Annotated in this window: 14 protein-coding genes and 1 pseudogene; 7 read left to right on the top strand and 8 right to left on the bottom strand. The window is 58.0% G+C overall.

The genetic code is table 11. The features are described 5' to 3' along the window. The 4 genes and pseudogenes from BO1_RS35250 to BO1_RS35235 all read left to right on the top strand — a co-directional run. Positions 1 to 225 (top strand): annotated as a pseudogene (locus BO1_RS35250) (acetyl-CoA C-acetyltransferase); the annotation flags it as partial. A gap of 224 nt (positions 226 to 449) precedes the next feature. Further along, positions 450 to 1,193 carry an acetoacetyl-CoA reductase gene (gene phbB / locus BO1_RS35245; protein ID WP_028221589.1) on the top strand — a complete coding sequence of 248 codons (744 nt, stop codon included), beginning with the start codon at positions 450 to 452 and terminating at the stop codon, positions 1,191 to 1,193. Between the two features lie 34 nt (positions 1,194 to 1,227). Further along, positions 1,228 to 1,404 carry a hypothetical protein gene (locus BO1_RS59690; RefSeq protein ID WP_156992566.1) on the top strand — a complete coding sequence of 59 codons (177 nt, stop codon included), beginning with the start codon at positions 1,228 to 1,230 and terminating at the stop codon, positions 1,402 to 1,404. A 544-nt stretch (positions 1,405 to 1,948) separates the two neighbouring features. Beyond that, a complete protein-coding gene (locus BO1_RS35235) occupies positions 1,949 to 2,167 on the top strand; it encodes a hypothetical protein (RefSeq protein ID WP_028221588.1) in 219 nt (72 codons plus the stop codon). Between the two features lie 418 nt (positions 2,168 to 2,585). Here BO1_RS35235 and BO1_RS35230 read toward each other — a convergent pair whose 3' ends face one another. Next, complete coding sequence (locus tag BO1_RS35230) at positions 2,586 to 2,882, bottom strand: H-NS histone family protein (RefSeq protein WP_028221587.1); 297 nt, start codon at positions 2,880 to 2,882, stop codon at positions 2,586 to 2,588. A gap of 298 nt (positions 2,883 to 3,180) precedes the next feature. Then, a complete protein-coding gene (locus BO1_RS35225; protein WP_028221586.1) occupies positions 3,181 to 3,786 on the bottom strand; it encodes an H-NS histone family protein in 606 nt (201 codons plus the stop codon). A gap of 869 nt (positions 3,787 to 4,655) precedes the next feature. Between BO1_RS35225 and BO1_RS35220 the strand changes: the two genes are divergently transcribed. Then, entirely contained in the window at positions 4,656 to 5,267 is a 612-nt protein-coding gene (locus tag BO1_RS35220) for a 3'-5' exonuclease (RefSeq protein WP_028221585.1), read from the top strand. A gap of 639 nt (positions 5,268 to 5,906) precedes the next feature. Here BO1_RS35220 and BO1_RS35215 read toward each other — a convergent pair. From BO1_RS35215 to BO1_RS35180, 6 genes are all read right to left on the bottom strand, one after another. Beyond that, on the bottom strand, positions 5,907 to 6,098 hold the full coding sequence (locus BO1_RS35215; RefSeq protein ID WP_156992564.1) for a hypothetical protein: 192 nt from the start codon (positions 6,096 to 6,098) through the stop codon (positions 5,907 to 5,909). A 1,353-nt stretch (positions 6,099 to 7,451) separates the two neighbouring features. Beyond that, a complete protein-coding gene (locus BO1_RS35205; RefSeq protein ID WP_028221582.1) occupies positions 7,452 to 8,531 on the bottom strand; it encodes a hypothetical protein in 1,080 nt (359 codons plus the stop codon). 32 nt (positions 8,532 to 8,563) lie between these two features. Beyond that, positions 8,564 to 9,703: a ParB/RepB/Spo0J family partition protein gene (locus BO1_RS54035; protein ID WP_043287877.1), complete on the bottom strand. Its 1,140-nt coding sequence runs from the start codon at positions 9,701 to 9,703 to the stop codon at positions 8,564 to 8,566. Between the two features lie 10 nt (positions 9,704 to 9,713). Continuing rightward, on the bottom strand, positions 9,714 to 10,391 hold the full coding sequence (locus BO1_RS35195) for a ParA family protein (protein ID WP_028221581.1): 678 nt from the start codon (positions 10,389 to 10,391) through the stop codon (positions 9,714 to 9,716). A 1,686-nt stretch (positions 10,392 to 12,077) separates the two neighbouring features. Continuing rightward, a complete protein-coding gene (locus BO1_RS35185; RefSeq protein ID WP_028221579.1) occupies positions 12,078 to 13,406 on the bottom strand; it encodes a replication initiation protein in 1,329 nt (442 codons plus the stop codon). Positions 13,407 to 14,929: 1,523 nt separating this feature from the next. Continuing rightward, positions 14,930 to 15,598 carry a hypothetical protein gene (locus BO1_RS35180; RefSeq protein WP_156992562.1) on the bottom strand — a complete coding sequence of 223 codons (669 nt, stop codon included), beginning with the start codon at positions 15,596 to 15,598 and terminating at the stop codon, positions 14,930 to 14,932. Positions 15,599 to 16,036: 438 nt separating this feature from the next. On the opposite strand from BO1_RS35180, the gene BO1_RS35175 reads away from it, so the two are divergent. Both BO1_RS35175 and BO1_RS35170 read left to right on the top strand, forming a co-directional pair. Continuing rightward, complete coding sequence (locus tag BO1_RS35175; RefSeq protein WP_028221577.1) at positions 16,037 to 16,741, top strand: type IV secretion system protein; 705 nt, start codon at positions 16,037 to 16,039, stop codon at positions 16,739 to 16,741. Beyond that, the gene (locus BO1_RS35170; protein WP_043287874.1) at positions 16,738 to 17,619 is read left to right on the top strand and encodes a TrbG/VirB9 family P-type conjugative transfer protein; all 882 of its coding nucleotides are present in this window, start codon (positions 16,738 to 16,740) and stop codon (positions 17,617 to 17,619) included. Before BO1_RS35175 ends, BO1_RS35170 begins: the two co-directional genes overlap by 4 nt. Positions 17,620 to 17,621: the final 2 nt, after the last annotated feature.

Below are 17,621 nucleotides of genomic sequence, written 5' to 3'. Positions count from 1 at the left end.
TTCGCGGCGCAGGCGCTGGCCGTGAACAAGCAGATGGGCTGGGACACGTCGAAGATCAACGTGAACGGCGGGGCGATTGCAATCGGTCACCCGATTGGCGCATCGGGCTGCCGCATTCTGGTGACGCTGCTGCACGAGATGCAGCGCCGCGACGCGAAGCGCGGTCTCGCCTCGCTGTGCATCGGCGGCGGCATGGGCGTGGCGCTTGCGCTCGAGCGCGACTGAGCCGTACTGCAGTAAAACGGTTTGCCCCCGAGGCGCGATGCACCGCGCACAGGCGGGCAAACTGGAGAAGTTTCGCGCAAGACTAGACGGACAATACAAGCCGCGCGATTGTGCCCGCGCAATCTTCGCCCGGTGTGCGAGGACAGCGGGCCAGGACAGTCGTGGCGCCCCCTGGCCGGGCGCCACCTGGATGATTTTTAATTTTTCTCTCGCGGATAGATAGTATGACTAAGCGTATTGCATTGGTAACAGGCGGAATGGGCGGTCTCGGTGAGGCCATCAGCGTACGACTCTACGACGCAGGCTACAAGGTGGTCGTCACGCACTCGCCGGACAACGCAGGCGCTAAGGACTGGCTGGCCAGAATGAAGGAGACGGACCGCGATTTCCATGCGTATTCCATCGATGTCGCCGACTACGACTCGTGCCAGCACGGCGCCGCGAAAATCCAGCGCGACGTCGGCCCTGTGGACATTCTGGTCAACAACGCCGGCATCACGCGCGACATGACCTTCAGGAAGATGGACAAGGTCAACTGGGACGCCGTGCTGCGCACCAATCTGGACTCCATCTTCAACATCTCGAAGCCGTTGTGCGACAGCATGGTCGAGCGCGCCTGGGGCCGCATCATCAATATTTCGTCGGTGAACGGCTCCAAGGGCGCCGTGGGCCAGACGAACTATGCGGCGGCGAAGGCCGGCATGCACGGCTTCACGAAGTCGCTCGCACTGGAGGTCGCCCGCAAGGGGGTGACGGTGAACACGATCTCGCCAGGCTATCTCGCGACGAAAATGGTCACGGCCATCCCGCAGGAGATTCTCGACACGAAGATCCTGCCGCAGATCCCGATGGGCCGTCTCGGCAATCCGGACGAAGTCGCCGCGCTCGTGCTGTTCCTGTGCTCGGACGACGCAAGCTTCGTGACCGGCGCGAACATCCCCATCAACGGCGGCCAGCACATGCAATGACCGTCGCGCTTGAGCGAGCGGACATCACCTGATTATGGAATCCATCCAGCAGTTGTATCCGTGCAGGCTGACGCAGCGCGTCGTCGTGGTGAACCGGATCTACGGGCCACAACGCCTCACGGGCAGTGGCGCCAGGCCGTACCGGGAGCTGGTCTTCGAGCAGTGCTGCGATGCAGCCGCCTGCCCGAAGTCGACGCAATGCCCGCTGTAGCAGGTTTCAGAGCGCACTCCCGGTGTGTATGACACTCGCGCATGTCGCGAGTGAGGGGGGAACCACTGGCCACCGCTCGCCTGGCACGTGCCCACTGACGGGTGCAGCCCAATCCTGCGCGGTTCCGCGCAGGATTGACCGCACCATCCGTTTCGCACGGAACCGCCCGAGCGCTCCGATTTCACATCGTTCAAGACAAACGCGTCGCCGCTACCGGATGAATTCCGTGAAGTGGCGTGTGGCCGCCACCGTGCGCGACCGCCTGCGTCGCGCCCTGGTGTGGAGAAATTCCAACGATCCGCGCAGTGACGGGGTGAAGCGGGCGTGAGTGATCGCTGGAGCTTAGCGAAGGCCCAGACGCAATTCCGGTCTTCCGCATGCGCTCCGCCACGGAACAACACGTCGGGCTGCTCTCCCTATCCACGACGCGAGCCGCGAACGGAGGTAGACTGGCCGTCGATGGCGCGCAGCAGATGCCTGGCCGGACCGGAGCGCCTCTCTTCAACGCGGCTGCTTGCAGCCGGATTGCCGGAGCGACTCACCCATGGAACATGAGACGTCCAAAGGTTACGCGCTGTGGGGCCACGCGATTGCGCAACAACAGGGCCTGCTCACTTCGGACCGTTACGCTGCGAGCGGGACAATTACGCGCGACCAGAAGTTTGTCGAGGCGTCCGGCATTCTGGGGTGGTTCGATACTGAAGCAGAGGCTCAGGATGCTGGTCTGGCGTGGGCGCGCGCCTGGGTCGACAATCACGGTTGAACTTCAGATACCCGATGGCGATTCGGTAAGCAGGCGCTTTCACACTCCGGCATGAGCTCGCCTGTCGAGCGACATGACGTTGCAACTGCGGCAAGTCACGAATCGCCCCGATGCGGAACCCTCTGCCTGCCGTCCTCAGCGCGCGCAACCGGCGAGCCGCGCACTCAGCCACCGGATCCATCCCGGATCTCCGTAGAAGCAGTTCAGCGCGTTGTCGACCAGTCTCCCCGGTCGCGAGAGCGCTGTGCCTTCGCGTGAGTTTCGCCTGCCGGATGTTCATCACCGCACTGCCGTAATGGAACAGCACGAGACCAGGTTCGGGTGAAAAAAGATCCCGTGCCCGCCCGGTCGACTGGAACTGCACCAGTCACGCTCGCAGATCGAGCGTCGACGATCGAATGCGTGCGGAAACTCCGCTTCAGTCTGAAACCAGAAACCTGTCACGGTTTTTGGCGTCCTTGAGCCAGTTGGGTGCTCGCCCCCTCCCCGACCAGGTCGCGCCGCTCTGCGGATCACGATATTTGGCGGGCGACAGGCTATTTGGAGTTTGACTTCTGCCACGACGGCGGCCAAAAATCTCCTGCTCCGTGAATCCGTACTCCGCAACCTTGGCCCGGATGTCTTCGAGTGCGGCCTGAAACTCCGCCTGACGCGCGGCAGTCAGCTGAACCTGAAGTTCGGCCATTTGGAGCTTCAATTCTTTATAGGTTGCCACGGTCTGCCTCCTCTTGTGGACCCCGCAAGGCAATGATAGAGACTTTGGGACGACGTTGATTGCTGCGTGGACGTGCTGCCAGCCGAGCCGGAAGGTGACAGCCAGGATGAGGTCAGGATGCTGGATTGCCGCCGGTCAACGATCGACGCGGGGCTGCAGATTGCATCGCCGGATCGCAGACGGGACGGGACAAGTCACCGGCAGAGCGAGTGTCTGCCGGCTGAAGCGGTTAGCTCGGCCGAGCGGGTCGTCGGCGCTGCACGGCGACCACGCAACTTGCCTACGACCGTATCAAGAATTACTGGGCGGCCGCTTCAGGCGCGGCAGCGACCTCAACCGCCATTGGCGCCTTTTTCGCCGCGACCTTGCGCGGCGCCGCCGCCTTCTTTACGGGCGCCGTGGCTTTGCGCGCACGCGTACCGTTTGCCGGCGAGGCCGCGCGGCCAATCGTTGCCTTCTTCGTGGCGACTCTCCGCGCGACGGCCTTTTTCGCTGCGGCGGCCTTCGCAGTTGCCTTTTTCGCTGGAGCCGCCTTTGCCTCAGGGGCGTCCGTCTTCACGCCTGCTTCGATGAGGAATTTCGACCGGTTCTTCACGTCGCGGATCCAGAGTGGCGCTCGCCCGCGGCCGCTCCACGTCGCGCCCGTCTTCGGATCCATATATTTGGGTTCGACGTGATGCACGCTTGCCCGCGGAGCTTTCCCCGCCCCTTCCGCGGCCAGCGCTGAGGGCTTTCTGCCGCGCTTTTTCCCGACAAAACTTTCGATGTCGGCGACGGTCAGCGCGTACTTGTGCATCAGATCACGGATTTTGGTCAGTCCGACCGAGTTCTGCTTTTCAGCGATCGTTGCCGCCTGCTTCTGGAGCTTTGCTATCTTCAAGTTGATTGCATCCAAAGTTGCCATTGCCTTCCCTCCCTGTGAGGTTTGCCGTATATGCGATTGTGAAACTTCCCTGGTACATCGAAGTTCATTGCAATGCGTCACGAGTGACGCCATCGTCGCGATGCCGATTATGTCGTTAAAGACCAGCACGCGCAAACCGGGAGGCACCGGCCCTGATACGCGCGCGGCCCCGGACTCAGTTCGAGCCCGTATGCAAGTTACTTTGGCCTGAAATGCTCTTTTCTCTCTATGCGTGCAATGCCTGCAGAGAATGAATGCGGGTTGTCGCGCAGACATGAGGGGATGACTCTTTCCGCCTGGCGCTCTTTCGCTACTTTGTATGTCCCCGCACGCGGTGTTCGCTTCGATCTAGCGGCGACATCTGGTGCCAGCAGGTCTGCTTCTAGCTTTACCGTTCGACGCGCCCGCGTTTGACAAGGCTCGACTTGATCGCACCGGTCGTGCGGCCATGTTGCACGGCCAACTCCTTCACATCGACGCCTGCCTCGAATGCTTTTTGCGCAAGCGCTCGTCTGCCGTCGGCGCCCAGGCCTTGCGAGCATTCGCCACCCTCTTTTCGCGTGCCGTTTGGGAAGCGCTGAATCCGTGCTCAGAGCGAGCGCCTGGGCCTCCCCATACTGTGCGCAGGCGACGCCCGACTGATTGAACGGGTTTTGATCTGACAGTGCTTCACCGATGAGCGGCTCAATGCCATTCGCGCGGGTTTCGATAATCGGGAGGGCCACCTGTGGGGACATCGTTCGTGCCAGGCAAAATGGTGAACTGGCGGAGATGATTGCTTCCCGGGCCGAACGAGTCTCTCTGGAGCTAGAAGATGATAACCTCCCGGCTTGATCAAGAAATGTAGTATGAAGCAACAGGATTTAGCCATGCAGACTGTCGCGGTTCTGGACTTTGAAACGACGGGGCTGTCCCCTGCCATGGGAGACCGCGCCACCGAAATTGCTGTCATTCTTCTACGTGACGGCGAAATCATCGACCGCTTCCAGAGTTTGATGAATGCGGGAAGACGCATACCGTCCGATGTCGTCGCTCTCACCGGGATCACAAACGACATGATCGCGTCAGCGCCTCCGGCCTCAAAGGTAATGGGTGAAGCGGTAAAGTTTGTCGGCAAACATCCGGCCGTCGCCCACAACGCCGGGTTCGACAGGAGGTTTTGGCAGGCAGAACTTGGGCTTCTCGGCCTCGCAACGGAACAGTCGTTTGCGTGCACGATGCTGGTGGCAAGGCGTATCTACCCGCAAGCTCAAAGTCACCGCTTATCCAGCCTGACGGAGATGCTGCGGTTGCCGACAGCAGGCCGTGCTCACCGGGCAATGGTCGACGCCGAGATGGCCTGTCACCTCTGGTGTCGACTGCAACGCGACATTACGGAAACTTACGGACTAGCCCGGATCGATCACGCTCTCATGGCCCGATTGCAGACGATCAGCAAGATCAAGGTTCCAACATTCCTGCGGTCACTGGCTGACGCATAGTCGGCATCTGAGAAGGCTCTAACAAACACAATGTATTCCCCTACAGTGTGGCTAATCAAGCTGCGCTCGCGCCTGGGTGTGATCGACGCGGCGGTTCAAGCAGAACACTTTCAACCTATATGGGCTGCAATGTTCGTTTGAGGCCCAGACTGCAAGGCATATATCGATACGCAGGACCACAAAAGTGAGACCGTCGACATTGCGGTCACCTTATGGGGCAAGCGCGTTCGAATATTTTCGGATGAAGGAACTTCAGCTTTGCTACAAGCTTGATAGGCTGACACAAGCTCCACGTACTGACGCCGACGGCCGGCAGCTTGCAAAGCGGATACAGAAGGCCGGCAATGCTGACGAGCATCGTTGATGCACGCAATCCGCTCGTTGCATTTGCAGATATCCTTCGGGCGACCGACGCATGATGCCCGGGCAACGGGAGGCTCCATTACGCCGATCACAGAATGGCGCCTTTGCGCCGATCCTGTGCTGGCGCCTACGCGCCGATCATCCGGTGGCCCATTACGCCGATCACGGAATGGCTCCATAACCGCGATCCGTGACACCGCGCGCTTGGCGCATAATCGTGAGTTTGTCGCCCGGCGGATTTCGCATGCGAAAACGGCGCGCCCGGAAGGGACGTCGTCACGCGCCCGCCCCGGCCACACGGACGAGTCGAGGCAGATAACAGACAAGGTTGCCCTTGCAATCGCGGGTCGTGATCTCGACGTCGCTCGGCTGGGTTAGCGAGGCCGACGCCAAAAACGCGCGAAGCTGCTCGGCTGCCTTCGGATCTTTCAGGACGTTATCGAGACGCTTGCTGCGGACGACTTTCATCGCACCTCCGTGGTTGCCATCATGATATCGGGTCGTGCCCACGTAGAACGATGCCTTGTGCAGATAGGGCGGCGTGGCCGGGTCCACCACGATCGCCCCGCCCCCCCTGCCTGTCTATCTGGATCGAGGCAAATAGAGCGCCGTCGAAACGCGGTCGGTTCCGCGAGACGAGAAAGTCGGCAACAAGCTGCGAAGGGAGATAGCACGATGTTCCTTGCGTGGGCGCACCGGAACCTGCAGTGCGTGACAAACCGAGGGCAGCAATTCCACGCGTTCGTACTTGGGAATGTACTCGGGTTCGATGCGACTGATATTGCTTGCATCGGCACCGGCGAGTACCGCGAAATCGAGAAGCACCAGTGTGTGCAATGTCGAATGCTCTGGCGGATGCACGCACTTCGCTAACGTGTCGCGCCGACCGAATACAAACCAAGACTGCGGCGGTGCTAACGATACTGCACTGTCCACGCGGCTTGTTATCCCTCGCGCTTCCCGATCCACGAGATTCAAAACGGCAGTATGCGCAGCAGACGATTGGAGAAAAGTCAGTCCGGCGGGGTGCCCTTCCGATACTAACGGCGGTGGTCTTTCGCCTTGGAGGAAATGCTCACCACAAGAGCAGCTGAGGTCGCAAAAAACCGCCCGCTCCGGCTCGCTGCACCTCATTACAAATTACGTAGCATTCACTACGAGCGACCAGCAAGCATGCTCTAACGTGGACATGCCAGTCTTCTGGTCCTGTTTTTCCACTTTTCAACACGCGTTTCCGTGAAACAATTTCCGAGAATCGACGAAACTCCCCGCAGCATAAGCCTTGAGAGACTTTCGAGATTTTCTCCCAGTGTTTCACGGACCGAAGGTTGGCATGAGTCATCGAGCGACACTCGAAGCCATCTGATCTACGCCCGCCGCGCATCACCGCAGTCGAAATCCCCGTCGCGCACCCCGGCCAAGTTTCGCCCCGAACCGACCGCCAAGGCCACCTTGCCCGACCGTGGCCCTATCGCGCCGTCAGGCGCCATTTAGGCGCGTTGTGCGCCCGACGGTTAGTTGCGTGCCACAGGCACAATTTTGGACGTTTCAGAGGGCCGGAGGAGCGCACTGCGAAGTGAAGCGCTCGCCTGCTGCCATGCCAATCTATCGAGGCACTCGGCTTGTAGACCAACTCGGGCGAGTCGTGCTGGATGCTCAGTCCGATATTGTTCGGCACCGAGGCTCCCTCAACTGAAAGGCTCATCGATAGCGTGCAGATGGTGCTCGGCCAGCTGCGGCGGGCTGCGAATCGCAACGTGTTGATGGATTGCAGTACGCGAGGCCTGTTGTGCACGTGCACAACAGGCCTGCGATGACCAGCTACCCGCCACATACCATCAGCAATTGGGGGCTAGTCGTAGCAATTTGACGTCTCAAGGCGAGCGCTCGACTTTCACTGCAGCCCAGCACTCTGACAATGTCAGCGATCGAGTTTGTCGCAGCGCCAGCCTCAAGGGCCTCGCGCAGCAGCGTTTCTTCATCCACCTCCGGCCGCGCATGACCCACTCCAATCACCTCCGCGCTCGAAGCCAACTCAGACACAGGGTTCAAATCGTTCCCCTCCTGAACATGCGCGCGCCCGTCGGAATCATTCGCGGCCAGATACGAGGCGTTATAAGTGAAAGCCCGAGGCGTAGGCTTCGGCGCCTTTCCCGTGACCGTGCCTGAGTCAGAAGCCTGCACTTGCGCGGATCTCGAACTCGACAGGCTCACATACCAAGAAAAGCATGCGATGCCTTCCAGAAGCCAGCCGAAGAAGATCGCCAAGGCAAGATCGATCTTCGCCGTTGGTACGCCGAACCAGGCGGCCAACTTCGTCGACACAGGATCTCCGCGTTGTGCCTCCCGCCGTGAGAGAGCACGAGCGCGTTCAGCCGCTTCAAGGTCTTCATTCCGCTCTACACGTCGGGCCTCTTCGATCTGCCCCTTAATCGAATCGAGCTGACCGCGAAGGGTCTGGCGTCGTAGGTTCAACGCCCGGCAATCATTGCCGCACTTGATAAGCATCGACTGATTCAGTGCGCCTTCTACCTTCGCTTGCTGCCGCAACAGCGAGGAAATAGCGTTGCTCGTTGATGACTCTTCGCGCGCGACTTCCGGAACACTCACCTGCCCAGCCCGATTATCTCCGGCGTGCTGCTGTGCCGCGAGGAAGAACGTCCCATGCGTGTAGCCGGTCGAGACCATCGCGGCCAGCCACAAGACGAAAGCAACGAGACGAACTCCTCGTTTAGAACCCCGAGCAATTGCAGGAATCAAGTGAGCGCCGAACAACAGCGAGAGGCCGATGGCTATCCAGATCAGTTGTTCGGCGGGCGTGCCGCCGCGCTCGCTGCCGGCAAGCACGGTAATCGCAATCGACGCACCCGTAGCCATTGCGCCCACGCAGAATGCGAGCATCCGAGCGCCTGGTTCAACGCTAGCGGCCGGAGTCACTGCTCCTCCGCTTTATCGACACCTGGTTTCGACGCAACGAATCGCTGCAGAGCTTCCTGAATGACGTCCTGCAGCTTGTCACGAACGTCGATCGGAAGACCTGAAACCCGGAGATCAAGGCGATCATCACCATAAGTCTTGAGACTGCCCGCATCCTTGCCATTCGGCAAACGGAAATCGACGCGGCGATTGAAGACAGGTCGAGAGTTCGCCTTGATACCTCCCGACGATGCTTTCAACCCGGCAATCACCGCTTGCACGCGCTTGATGGCATAGTCGCCGCCGGCGATGTTCTGGATTAGCTTTGCCGTGGCGACGTCGTCACGTCCACTGATCTGCCAGTACCGACCGACCTCGTATGCCTTGCGCAACCCCATCTCTTCTGCGGGTATGGCGACCATGAGTTCAAGGAGGCTTTCAGGAAGCTCGGCCAGCGATAAGGTCTTCGAGATCTCCCCTTCTGCAATGCCTAAAACCTCGCCAAGCTCGCGAGCGCTCTTGAACGTGCCGTCTTCCAGTAGGCTTTTCCACTTCACCGCGTCATCGAACGGTGTCTGATCTTCCTTCGTGACGTTGAGATCGTACGACAGCTTATAGCTCTGCACGCCAAGTGGGACATCAACCACCAGTGCGATGACATGCGGACTCTTCAGTGCTTCAAGCGCTCGCCAGCGACGGCCGCCATCCGTAACAAAGAAGGAACCCGGATTGTTGTAGTCCGGCGTCACATGGATGGGCTGTTGCTGCTTATGCTCGGCGATGTTCGCAACCAGCTCTTGAAGTTGCGAAGGAAGATAAAAATGCCGCGCGTTATAACGAGACGCCTTGAGCTTCCCTAGGGGAATTTCGATGTTGGTTCCAGGGCGATAGCCGTTCGCCATACACCATTCCCGATATTCCGGACTCGCAGAATCAAGGCTGCCGATCGAGATATGGACGGACGATTCACGCCCCGGCGGTATCGCCGTGGCTGGGGCCTGTGTCAACCCAGCACCCGACGCGTGCGCTAGAGCGCGCCTGGCGTGATCAAACTTGGAGGGCGTCTCGCGGATTTGTGCCAAACCCGAAGTTTGTTCGCTGACCGTTTCAACGGTGCGTTGACGACCGAAGGCTTGCTTTAGTTTGTTCGAGGCCATCAGATCCTCCTTACGATACGAGTTTCACAACTTCAGCGGCTAATTTTCGTGCCTCGTCTGCTGCAGCCCGATATCCGACGGATTTGCTGGCAAACACTGTCTGCCCCAACGCGTAGGCTTGGGTATGAAGTTCCCGGCGGGCAACCATTGTCTTGCAGAGCGGATATCCAAGCTCCTTGATCGCGTCCTTCGTGAATTGGAGTTGCAGCCGCTTGTCGGACACCATCGTTAGCACCAGCGCAAACTTCAGCTCGGGGCGCTCCTCTTGGGCCAGGCGGATCTCTTTCACAATACCCTGAGTCGAATGCAGATCGGCCAAAGAAGCTTGTAGCGGCACCAGCACGAGATCGCTAAGCAGGAGCAATGCGCTCATGCTGATCTCCAGGTTCGGGCGACCGTCGATCACTATGTAATCGAAGTCGAACTGGCGCTGCTCAAGCTCATTGCTGATGTCAATGCCCGGTTGGGCGAGGTTCAGATAGGGAACCGAGATGGGATTTGTTTCGTCTGCCTGCCCGTACCAGCCGAGCAGGGTATTTTGCGGATCATAATCGACCAAAAGAACTCGCTTCCCTTCTTCGTGGTAAGCGGCAGAGAGATTCATCGCGGTTGTTGTTTTCCCGCTCCCTCCCTTCTGATTGGTTACCAGAATGATGATCGCCGGATTCGGATTCTTGTTCGACGCCATAGGCGGGCCTCCGAGGGTAGTCGTTAAAACTTTGCACGTGCACAACTCTCTTCGACACAACGTCAGTCGCAAAAACTTTGCACGTGCAAAGTTATGAGGTCGTCCGCGTCCACGCTTCAACACTGGACGACATGTGACGCGAATCGTAGCAGAACATCTGATCGTTGCGAATTGTTTGGTATTGTTTGTGTCGTGAATAAACATCGAGAGATGTTGTGCACGTGCAAAGTTAACGGCGCAATCGCCGTCGCTTCAACAACAGTGGTCAGGAGGATAGACCCCTGAAGCCCGATCGCGAACAGATTAAACGCGATCGCACCAACAGCCGCATCGTCCTGCTCGAGCCCGGATGAATGCGCGTCCGGAAGTGGTTCGCTTTTATCCAGATTGCCCTCGCTGACGAGCAACCGATTCCCGCTGCTAGATCGTCAATCGGCATCGATGCAGTCGGTGTCCGCTTCGCCGTGCTCTCGGAAGGATCGCATGTCGTACTGATCACCGGCTTCAAGTGTCGCAAGAAGCACCTCGCCCGCAGTCGTGCCTGAAAAAGTTAATCCGCGATTACGGTTCTTGCGAGTTTCGACGGCGACCGGATTGTAAGCTGACCTGGAGCGGCGGCTGGTTTATTGGTATGCCACCTGTGAATACGATACGGACGCTGCCAGCTCGAGATTGCGCGGACAAACGACAGACGCATGCGATGTCCGTGCGCTTTGAACGCCTTCGAGGACGACGCCGACGTAGTCAGCACAATCGACAATTTTCCGGCGGTGGTTAAAGCATTTCAGAACGAGAGCAGTGCAAAGCCGAGGCTTCCGCAGGGTGCGGGTGCGCTATGCTTACGCGGCCTCAATGCCGCCCCCTCCGCGCACCGGGTCAAGCGACATCACAGTGTTCCGCCCATTGGCGTAAGGCGGACTAGACTCCGGCGACTCGGCAGCTCGGAGTTCGAAGAAACAGGGACCTACCGAGGCAATCTGAGGTGGGCATCATTGCCTTAGGCGCCGCAGGAATCCCCTCCTTGCGCGACAAGTGTCGTCGTCAACCGCACGTCAATCGGCATGTAATAGAGGGTAAATCTCGTTTTGGTTTTGTCACGCATGATGTCAGTACTATGCCGCGACCTGCTGTACGGCCAGCGGTTGCCTACTCGTTGAGAAGCGAAGTACCGGAGAAACGTACCCTTGGGATGGCGGCGCATCCGGGTGACCGGGGGAGGGTGCCAGCCGCCGCGCAATGTGAGGTGCCGGGCAAGTTCCCGCAAGCGCAACGGCCGCGGACTGTTTTGATAGGTCTCGTTAGATTTCAATGGACCAAAGCGGCTGACAGGCCCAGACCAATAGGTGCGCAACTGGTTGTGCCTTTAGGGAGATGAAACACGTCGTCGAGAGCGTTGCCGGGGAAAGACAGACGCTCAATGGACAGGCTGGGAAGGCTGATATGGAAACGTGGTGAGCCCTATCCGCCGCCGAAAACATGTGGCAGGTGAATCGCGAGGGAGGCTATTCGGGGCCGAGTATGAAAACGCGGAAAAGCGAATTCGCGGTAACAGCCCATATGCGGACTCAAAGTTGCTTGCACGTTCATCGGCGGGCATGTTCCCGTAAGGAAATGCGGCTAGCCAATTTTCACCGAAGAAGGCGACTGTAAGCTGAGGGAGGGGAGAATGTCAGCGCAGGGATCACTTCATATTGTGACCCTAGCCTTCTCCATCACGAACCTCAACATGTCGCTATCGGTCGGCTCGCCCCATGTGTCGTTGGCCAGCCATGAAAAAAACGCTGTTGAAGCAATCTTCTTCATCTTCGCGATCGAGGCGACCTTGAGGTTCGACGATGTCTGCTGTGCGTTGAAGCGGTCGACCAAAGCGGCCTGCTCCGATGGTTCTAGCTCGACAAAATAACGCTGACTCTCAGCCATCCGGTCGGCGTGGAAAAGAGCGGTTACCTCTTCCGACGTGTTTGTATTCGCTTTCTTCGACTGGGGCAGTGCCTTCTGCTCGTTACCCTGCGGAGTCTCGACCGTATAGCCCATCTTCAGGGCGTTGCGAAAGTATGCCGGTACGTTCGCAATCGGTTGCAGCTTCGAGGCTTGCCGCTGCTCGACATAGCTCACTGCGGCGTTCACCGCTTCAGCGCTGTGCTGAGCCAGCAGTTTCCGTGCTTCGGAATAGGGCACGCCGAGCTTTTTCATTGCGGAAATTACATCTAGGTCTGATGCCTCGATAACTTCCGGCTTCACCTTTTCTTTGATGATGAACTGAAGAGAGGTAACCGCTCGTCCGCCTTCCTTCAGTTCAACCAATTCGAACGTGTGATCCGACTCAGTATTGATCTCGTCGAGTGCGCGTTGTAGGACGGCCCGCTTGAACTCCTTGTACACTTTATACGAGCCTTTTCGCCAGTCCATACCGAGAATGAGGTCGCGCCAAACGTCGACGGAAAGCGCCGGCGTCTTACCGAGACCCGCGTATCGAAGTACGTTTTGATAGACAGGCGGCGTAGCCGCGCGACTGAAACGCTTCATGATCCGGAAATCGACCCACGCCCATATTTCAGGATTCATAAACAGCTCGCGCAGATTGTCTGCGTAGTGGTAGCTGAGCATCCCCCCCTTCGAAAGCTTAGCCCCTGCCAACAGCGCGCTTGTGTTCCATTCGCCCTTGTTTAGACCAGCAAGGTAGTCCCAGTTGACGCCAAACGTCACAAGCTCGTCGACGATATTCTTGATATACGAAGTATTGTTCGAACTCTCGAGCCCGATCTTCGATGAGAGGGCGCCGATGCTGATGGTGTACCAGAGCCGCGCCGGATCAACCTTGTATTGATCAGTCGCGTGCTTGAGGAGAGCATCGAACACGCGATACTGATTCACCGTCATCGGCCCCTCCTTGGGCGCCATGTGCACGGCAGAAACCGCCTTCTTGTATGGCTCGGGCAACTCCACGTCCGGAAAGAGCCCGAACTGATTGGAGACAGATTCCGCTTGCGTTGCTTTTTGTTTTCGGGAGACCACGGCTTACGCCCTCAGAAGGAGGTCGGGGCATTTTACCAAAGGTGGAAAGCAGAGCGTATATTTTCCACCATTGCCAGAGAACCGGGCCCTGACTGAACCGATCTGTCAGCTCGGCCGTACGATCAACTATGCACGGCAGATCACGATAGCACTCCTAGATCATTGATCAGTAAGCACTTTTTTTGATAGTGTGTACTCACTCACACACACCTGAGTCGCTTACCAAAATCTTCCACCTTTTTGCCGCGGGTATGGCTTGGCAATTGCACATGCGGAAAGAGTCCGAACTGATTGGAGACAGATTCCGGTTGCGTTGCTTTTTTGTTTTCGGGTCGCCATGGCTTACGCCCTCAGAACGGGTCGGGGCATTTGATCAAAGGTGGAAAGCAGGACGTACATTTTCCACCTTTGCCAGAGACTTGGACTCTGGCTGAATGATGCGTCGGCTCGGCCGCATGGTCAACTACGCACGGCACATCTAATGGCGATCCTAAATCATTGATCAGTAAGCGTTTTTGTTGATAGTGTGTACTCACATACATCATAGCCGCTTACCATAATCTTCCACCTTTGTGCCGCCGAAAGGTGGTGGTTTTCAACAGCCATTCCGCTTCTGATCCCAAAACCTTACACCTCTTGGAGTTCACGAGCTCAAAAATGATGCGATCGGGCCCGTTTCGTCCCAAAGGCATACACCTTCAATCTCGTGATCCTCGGGAAACATCCCAAAGCTTTACACCGGAAATCTGTCCCAAGCCGATACACCTTAACGGACTCGCGCCTGGCTTGCCGGCCCAAACCGTTACACCTTTCGCAGATCATGGTCCCGATAGAGCGTCCCAAAACTTTCCACCATTGCGGCCAACAATGAAGGGGCGGAAAGGTATGTGGAGCACGGCTAGTACGGAAAGTCTGCGCGCTGGCTCAACTTTATTCAGCGATGAATCGACTGCGGCCCGATCCCATAACTTTCCACCAATCACGCCCAAGCTGAATCCCAAAACCATCCACCTCAATCGCTGGAAGTTTCCCAAACACGCTATCGTTCCGGCAGCAGCCTCTCATCCCAAAACTATCCACCTTCGTTCTCAGATGATCAGCCCGTCAAAAGGGACATCCGCATCCCAAGGTTATCCACCTTAGTAACTCCCGACGGCACTCCCAAAATCTTCCACCTTGGCCCCATATCCACACACCTTATATCCCAACTCAATACACCGTCATCCCATATCCACACACCTCACGTCCCAAAGCTGTACACCACCGGTCCCAACTACTTACACCTCTGTTGCCGGAAAGGCGTATCCAGCAAGGCTTTCCGGGAGCGTAAACGTTTTAAAGAGGTAAAGTGTTTACATACAAACACTTAAACGGCCCGTGTCAGCGAGACAAAAGCTTTCCACCAACGCGAAAGAGTACAGAGCTGGAGCCGAAGAGAGGCCAATCGAAGTTCTATCCCGTCCTGTGCCCACACGCCTCAAGCAAACCGGATCTCAGGTTTATACAGCAACCACAGAACCGCCTTAATCTTCGAGAGGCGGCTTGAAGTTTCGCGTTCGGACCTCGGGGCAGGGTGCATCCGTTCTAAGCCGGCGCCGCGCACTCTCGACCGCTGCAGCTGTATGGTTCGCAAGCTCTGCATCGAACATGATGAAGCATCTTGAAATAAACGCCTCCAGTCGTGAAAGATTCGGTAGGAAGCGGTCAAGATCAGGAACATTTAAGCGTAAGGACTTTTTGTCGCGTGTCAGACGAACTCTCACTTTGTTCGGCGTGCGTTCTGGGATCCGATCGAGAACGGCAAATTCCAGAATGTCGTCTACTGTGGCGTAACCCGCACGCACAGCTTCGCGCACTCGCGAGATGAACGTCGCTTCGCCAGTCTTATCGATCGCGTCCAGCAACAGCCCACCGATCCGGAAACTAATTTTCTCCGCCCCGCCGACAGCCTCGACAACTTCCTTCGGAATGCGCGTTAAAGCCATCACTCGAGAAACGTTCGACACGGAAACGCCAAGTGATTCCGCAAGATGACTCTGTGAAGACCACAGACGTCGTTTGAGCATGGTTTTGTAAAAGAAGCCAAGTTCGTAATGCGAAGCGCCATCAGCACGCATTCTGGTATGGACAGCTATCGCGGTTACCCTGTTGGGTATCGGCTTGGAAGTGGTTTTCGGATCCATGATCATCAAGCTTAGTTGCCTCGAATTAGTGTCAAGCGCGGCATGCCAGGAATCACCTTTTGGAGTGAATTACCAGTTAAAAATGGAACAATCTGATAACCAAATGCTGCAGATACGCAGAATTGATCAGAATTATGCAACTATCCCCTTTAGGCGCCTAACGGAAAAGGACCTATTCGCGGCGCTAAGCTCATGTTTTTAAAGGAATAGGTCTGCGCGCAAAGGTGTGCAAACTTTGCAAAGGAGGCTAGCACCGCTGACCAACGGAAATTCGGCGAGAAGCTTCACAAAAACAGCGTCATTCCGCCTTTAAGCGTTTAGGCGCCTAAACGGGAATGCTTCCGGGTAGTTGCCGCCGCAATCATATGCAAAATAGCTTCTCTTTTGCTCTGAGGACTCCCAGCCCGAACTGATTCAATTGACGCGAGCCCACAGTCCGCGCGCGTCATGCCTTTCCTTCGTCGTTCCCGAAAAGATGTCGCCCTCTCCACTGCACCGGGAGGGTACTCCGAAGAAGATCCCGAAAAGATCGTCTTTGACCGTGGCACGCGCCTGCGCGTCGAGGCAAATCACTGGAAGCTGCTCTGCTTCGTGCTCGCGTTTATCGCGGGCGGAGCGGTGTGGACGCGTCAGCCGCCGCCGTCCGTCGTGACGTCGTACGGCATCTCAGCCGACGCGGGTGGCCGACCGCTCATCAAGCAGCTCGCCGCCTACAAGCCCGACGACCAGGCGCTTCGTTCATCGGTCGCGGACTCCGTGCAGCGTTGGTTCACCATCGAACCGGTCCTGACGCCAACGATCGAGAGTTCGCGCCTCGCCCACAACATCAACGCGGTCAAAGCGCAGATGGTCGACAACGGCAAGAACCAGTTCGCCGAGTGGCTCAAGAAAGACGCCCCGTTCCAGACCATCACGGCCAACCCCAGGCTCGTGCGTGAAGTGAAGGTTGCCAACGTGTCCGTGCTCGACGATTCAACCGTCGTGGTCGAGTTCACGACCTCGACCACGCAATTTCCCGCTGACAGGCCAGTGGAGCAGCACTACGCCTTGACGTTGCGATACCAGATCGTCCCGGCCAGTTCCGATGACGCGGTCGGCACGAACCCCTTCGGGATCTACTTCCCGTTCTTCACGCTCCAGAAAACCGCATGACGATCCAGGCATCCCGTTCCCTGCTGCTGCTTGCCATTCTTGCCGCGCTCGCCTGCGCGCTGGTGCTTTCGCAGCCCGCGCTCGCCGCCCGAAAAGCGGCGTCGGCCGCTGGCCCACTCGACGTGGGCGCCATCATGGGCGACCCCATGAGCCCGGTGAATCCGTACAACTCCGGCACCGATCCGGTCACGATGCCCAACGACGCGCGCATCGTTGTCTTCAACTACAGTCGCGACCAGATCTTCCGCATCATGGCCGCGCCGTTGAAGCTCACGACCATCGAGTTCGCTCCGGGCGAGAAGCTCATCACGGATCCGGCAATGGGCGACTCCGTGCAATGGCTTGTCGACACCGACGGCGCGAATCACGTCTACATCAAGCCCGTGAAGCCGGGCCTCGTCAATACGCTGCACCTCACGACAAACCTGCACGAGTACGACATGACGCTCGTCTCGTCGCCTGTGGGCGGGCTCTTTTACCAGAGCGTGCGCTTTCACTACGCGGCGTCGCTCATGGCAAAGGTTCGTGCACGCGATGACGCGGACGGTTCGGGCGAGGCGCGCACTGGTGGACCAAACGACTCCGGGCCGCTCGGCGTCGCGCCTGACAAGCTCAACTTCGACTACACCATCTCGGGCTCCGCTCCCTTCAAGCCTGAGACGGTGTTCGACGACGGCAAGTTCGTGTGGCTGCGTCTGCCTGCAGACGCGCCATTGGCGGTACCCATCGTGAAGGACCATGGCGACGAGGTCGCGCCGAACTTCATTCGCCGCGGGCAGTACATCGTGGTCCAGCAGATGGCCGACAGGATCGTGCTGCGGGCCGCCAACGACGAGGTGACGATCACGCGACGTCGCCCGGGCATCTTCGGATTCTGACC

Origin of the sequence: Paraburkholderia oxyphila NBRC 105797 (assembly GCF_000685075.1) — a bacterium.
Lineage (GTDB): Bacteria > Pseudomonadota > Gammaproteobacteria > Burkholderiales > Burkholderiaceae > Paraburkholderia > Paraburkholderia oxyphila.
This window is presented reverse-complemented; position numbering and strand designations above follow the sequence as displayed.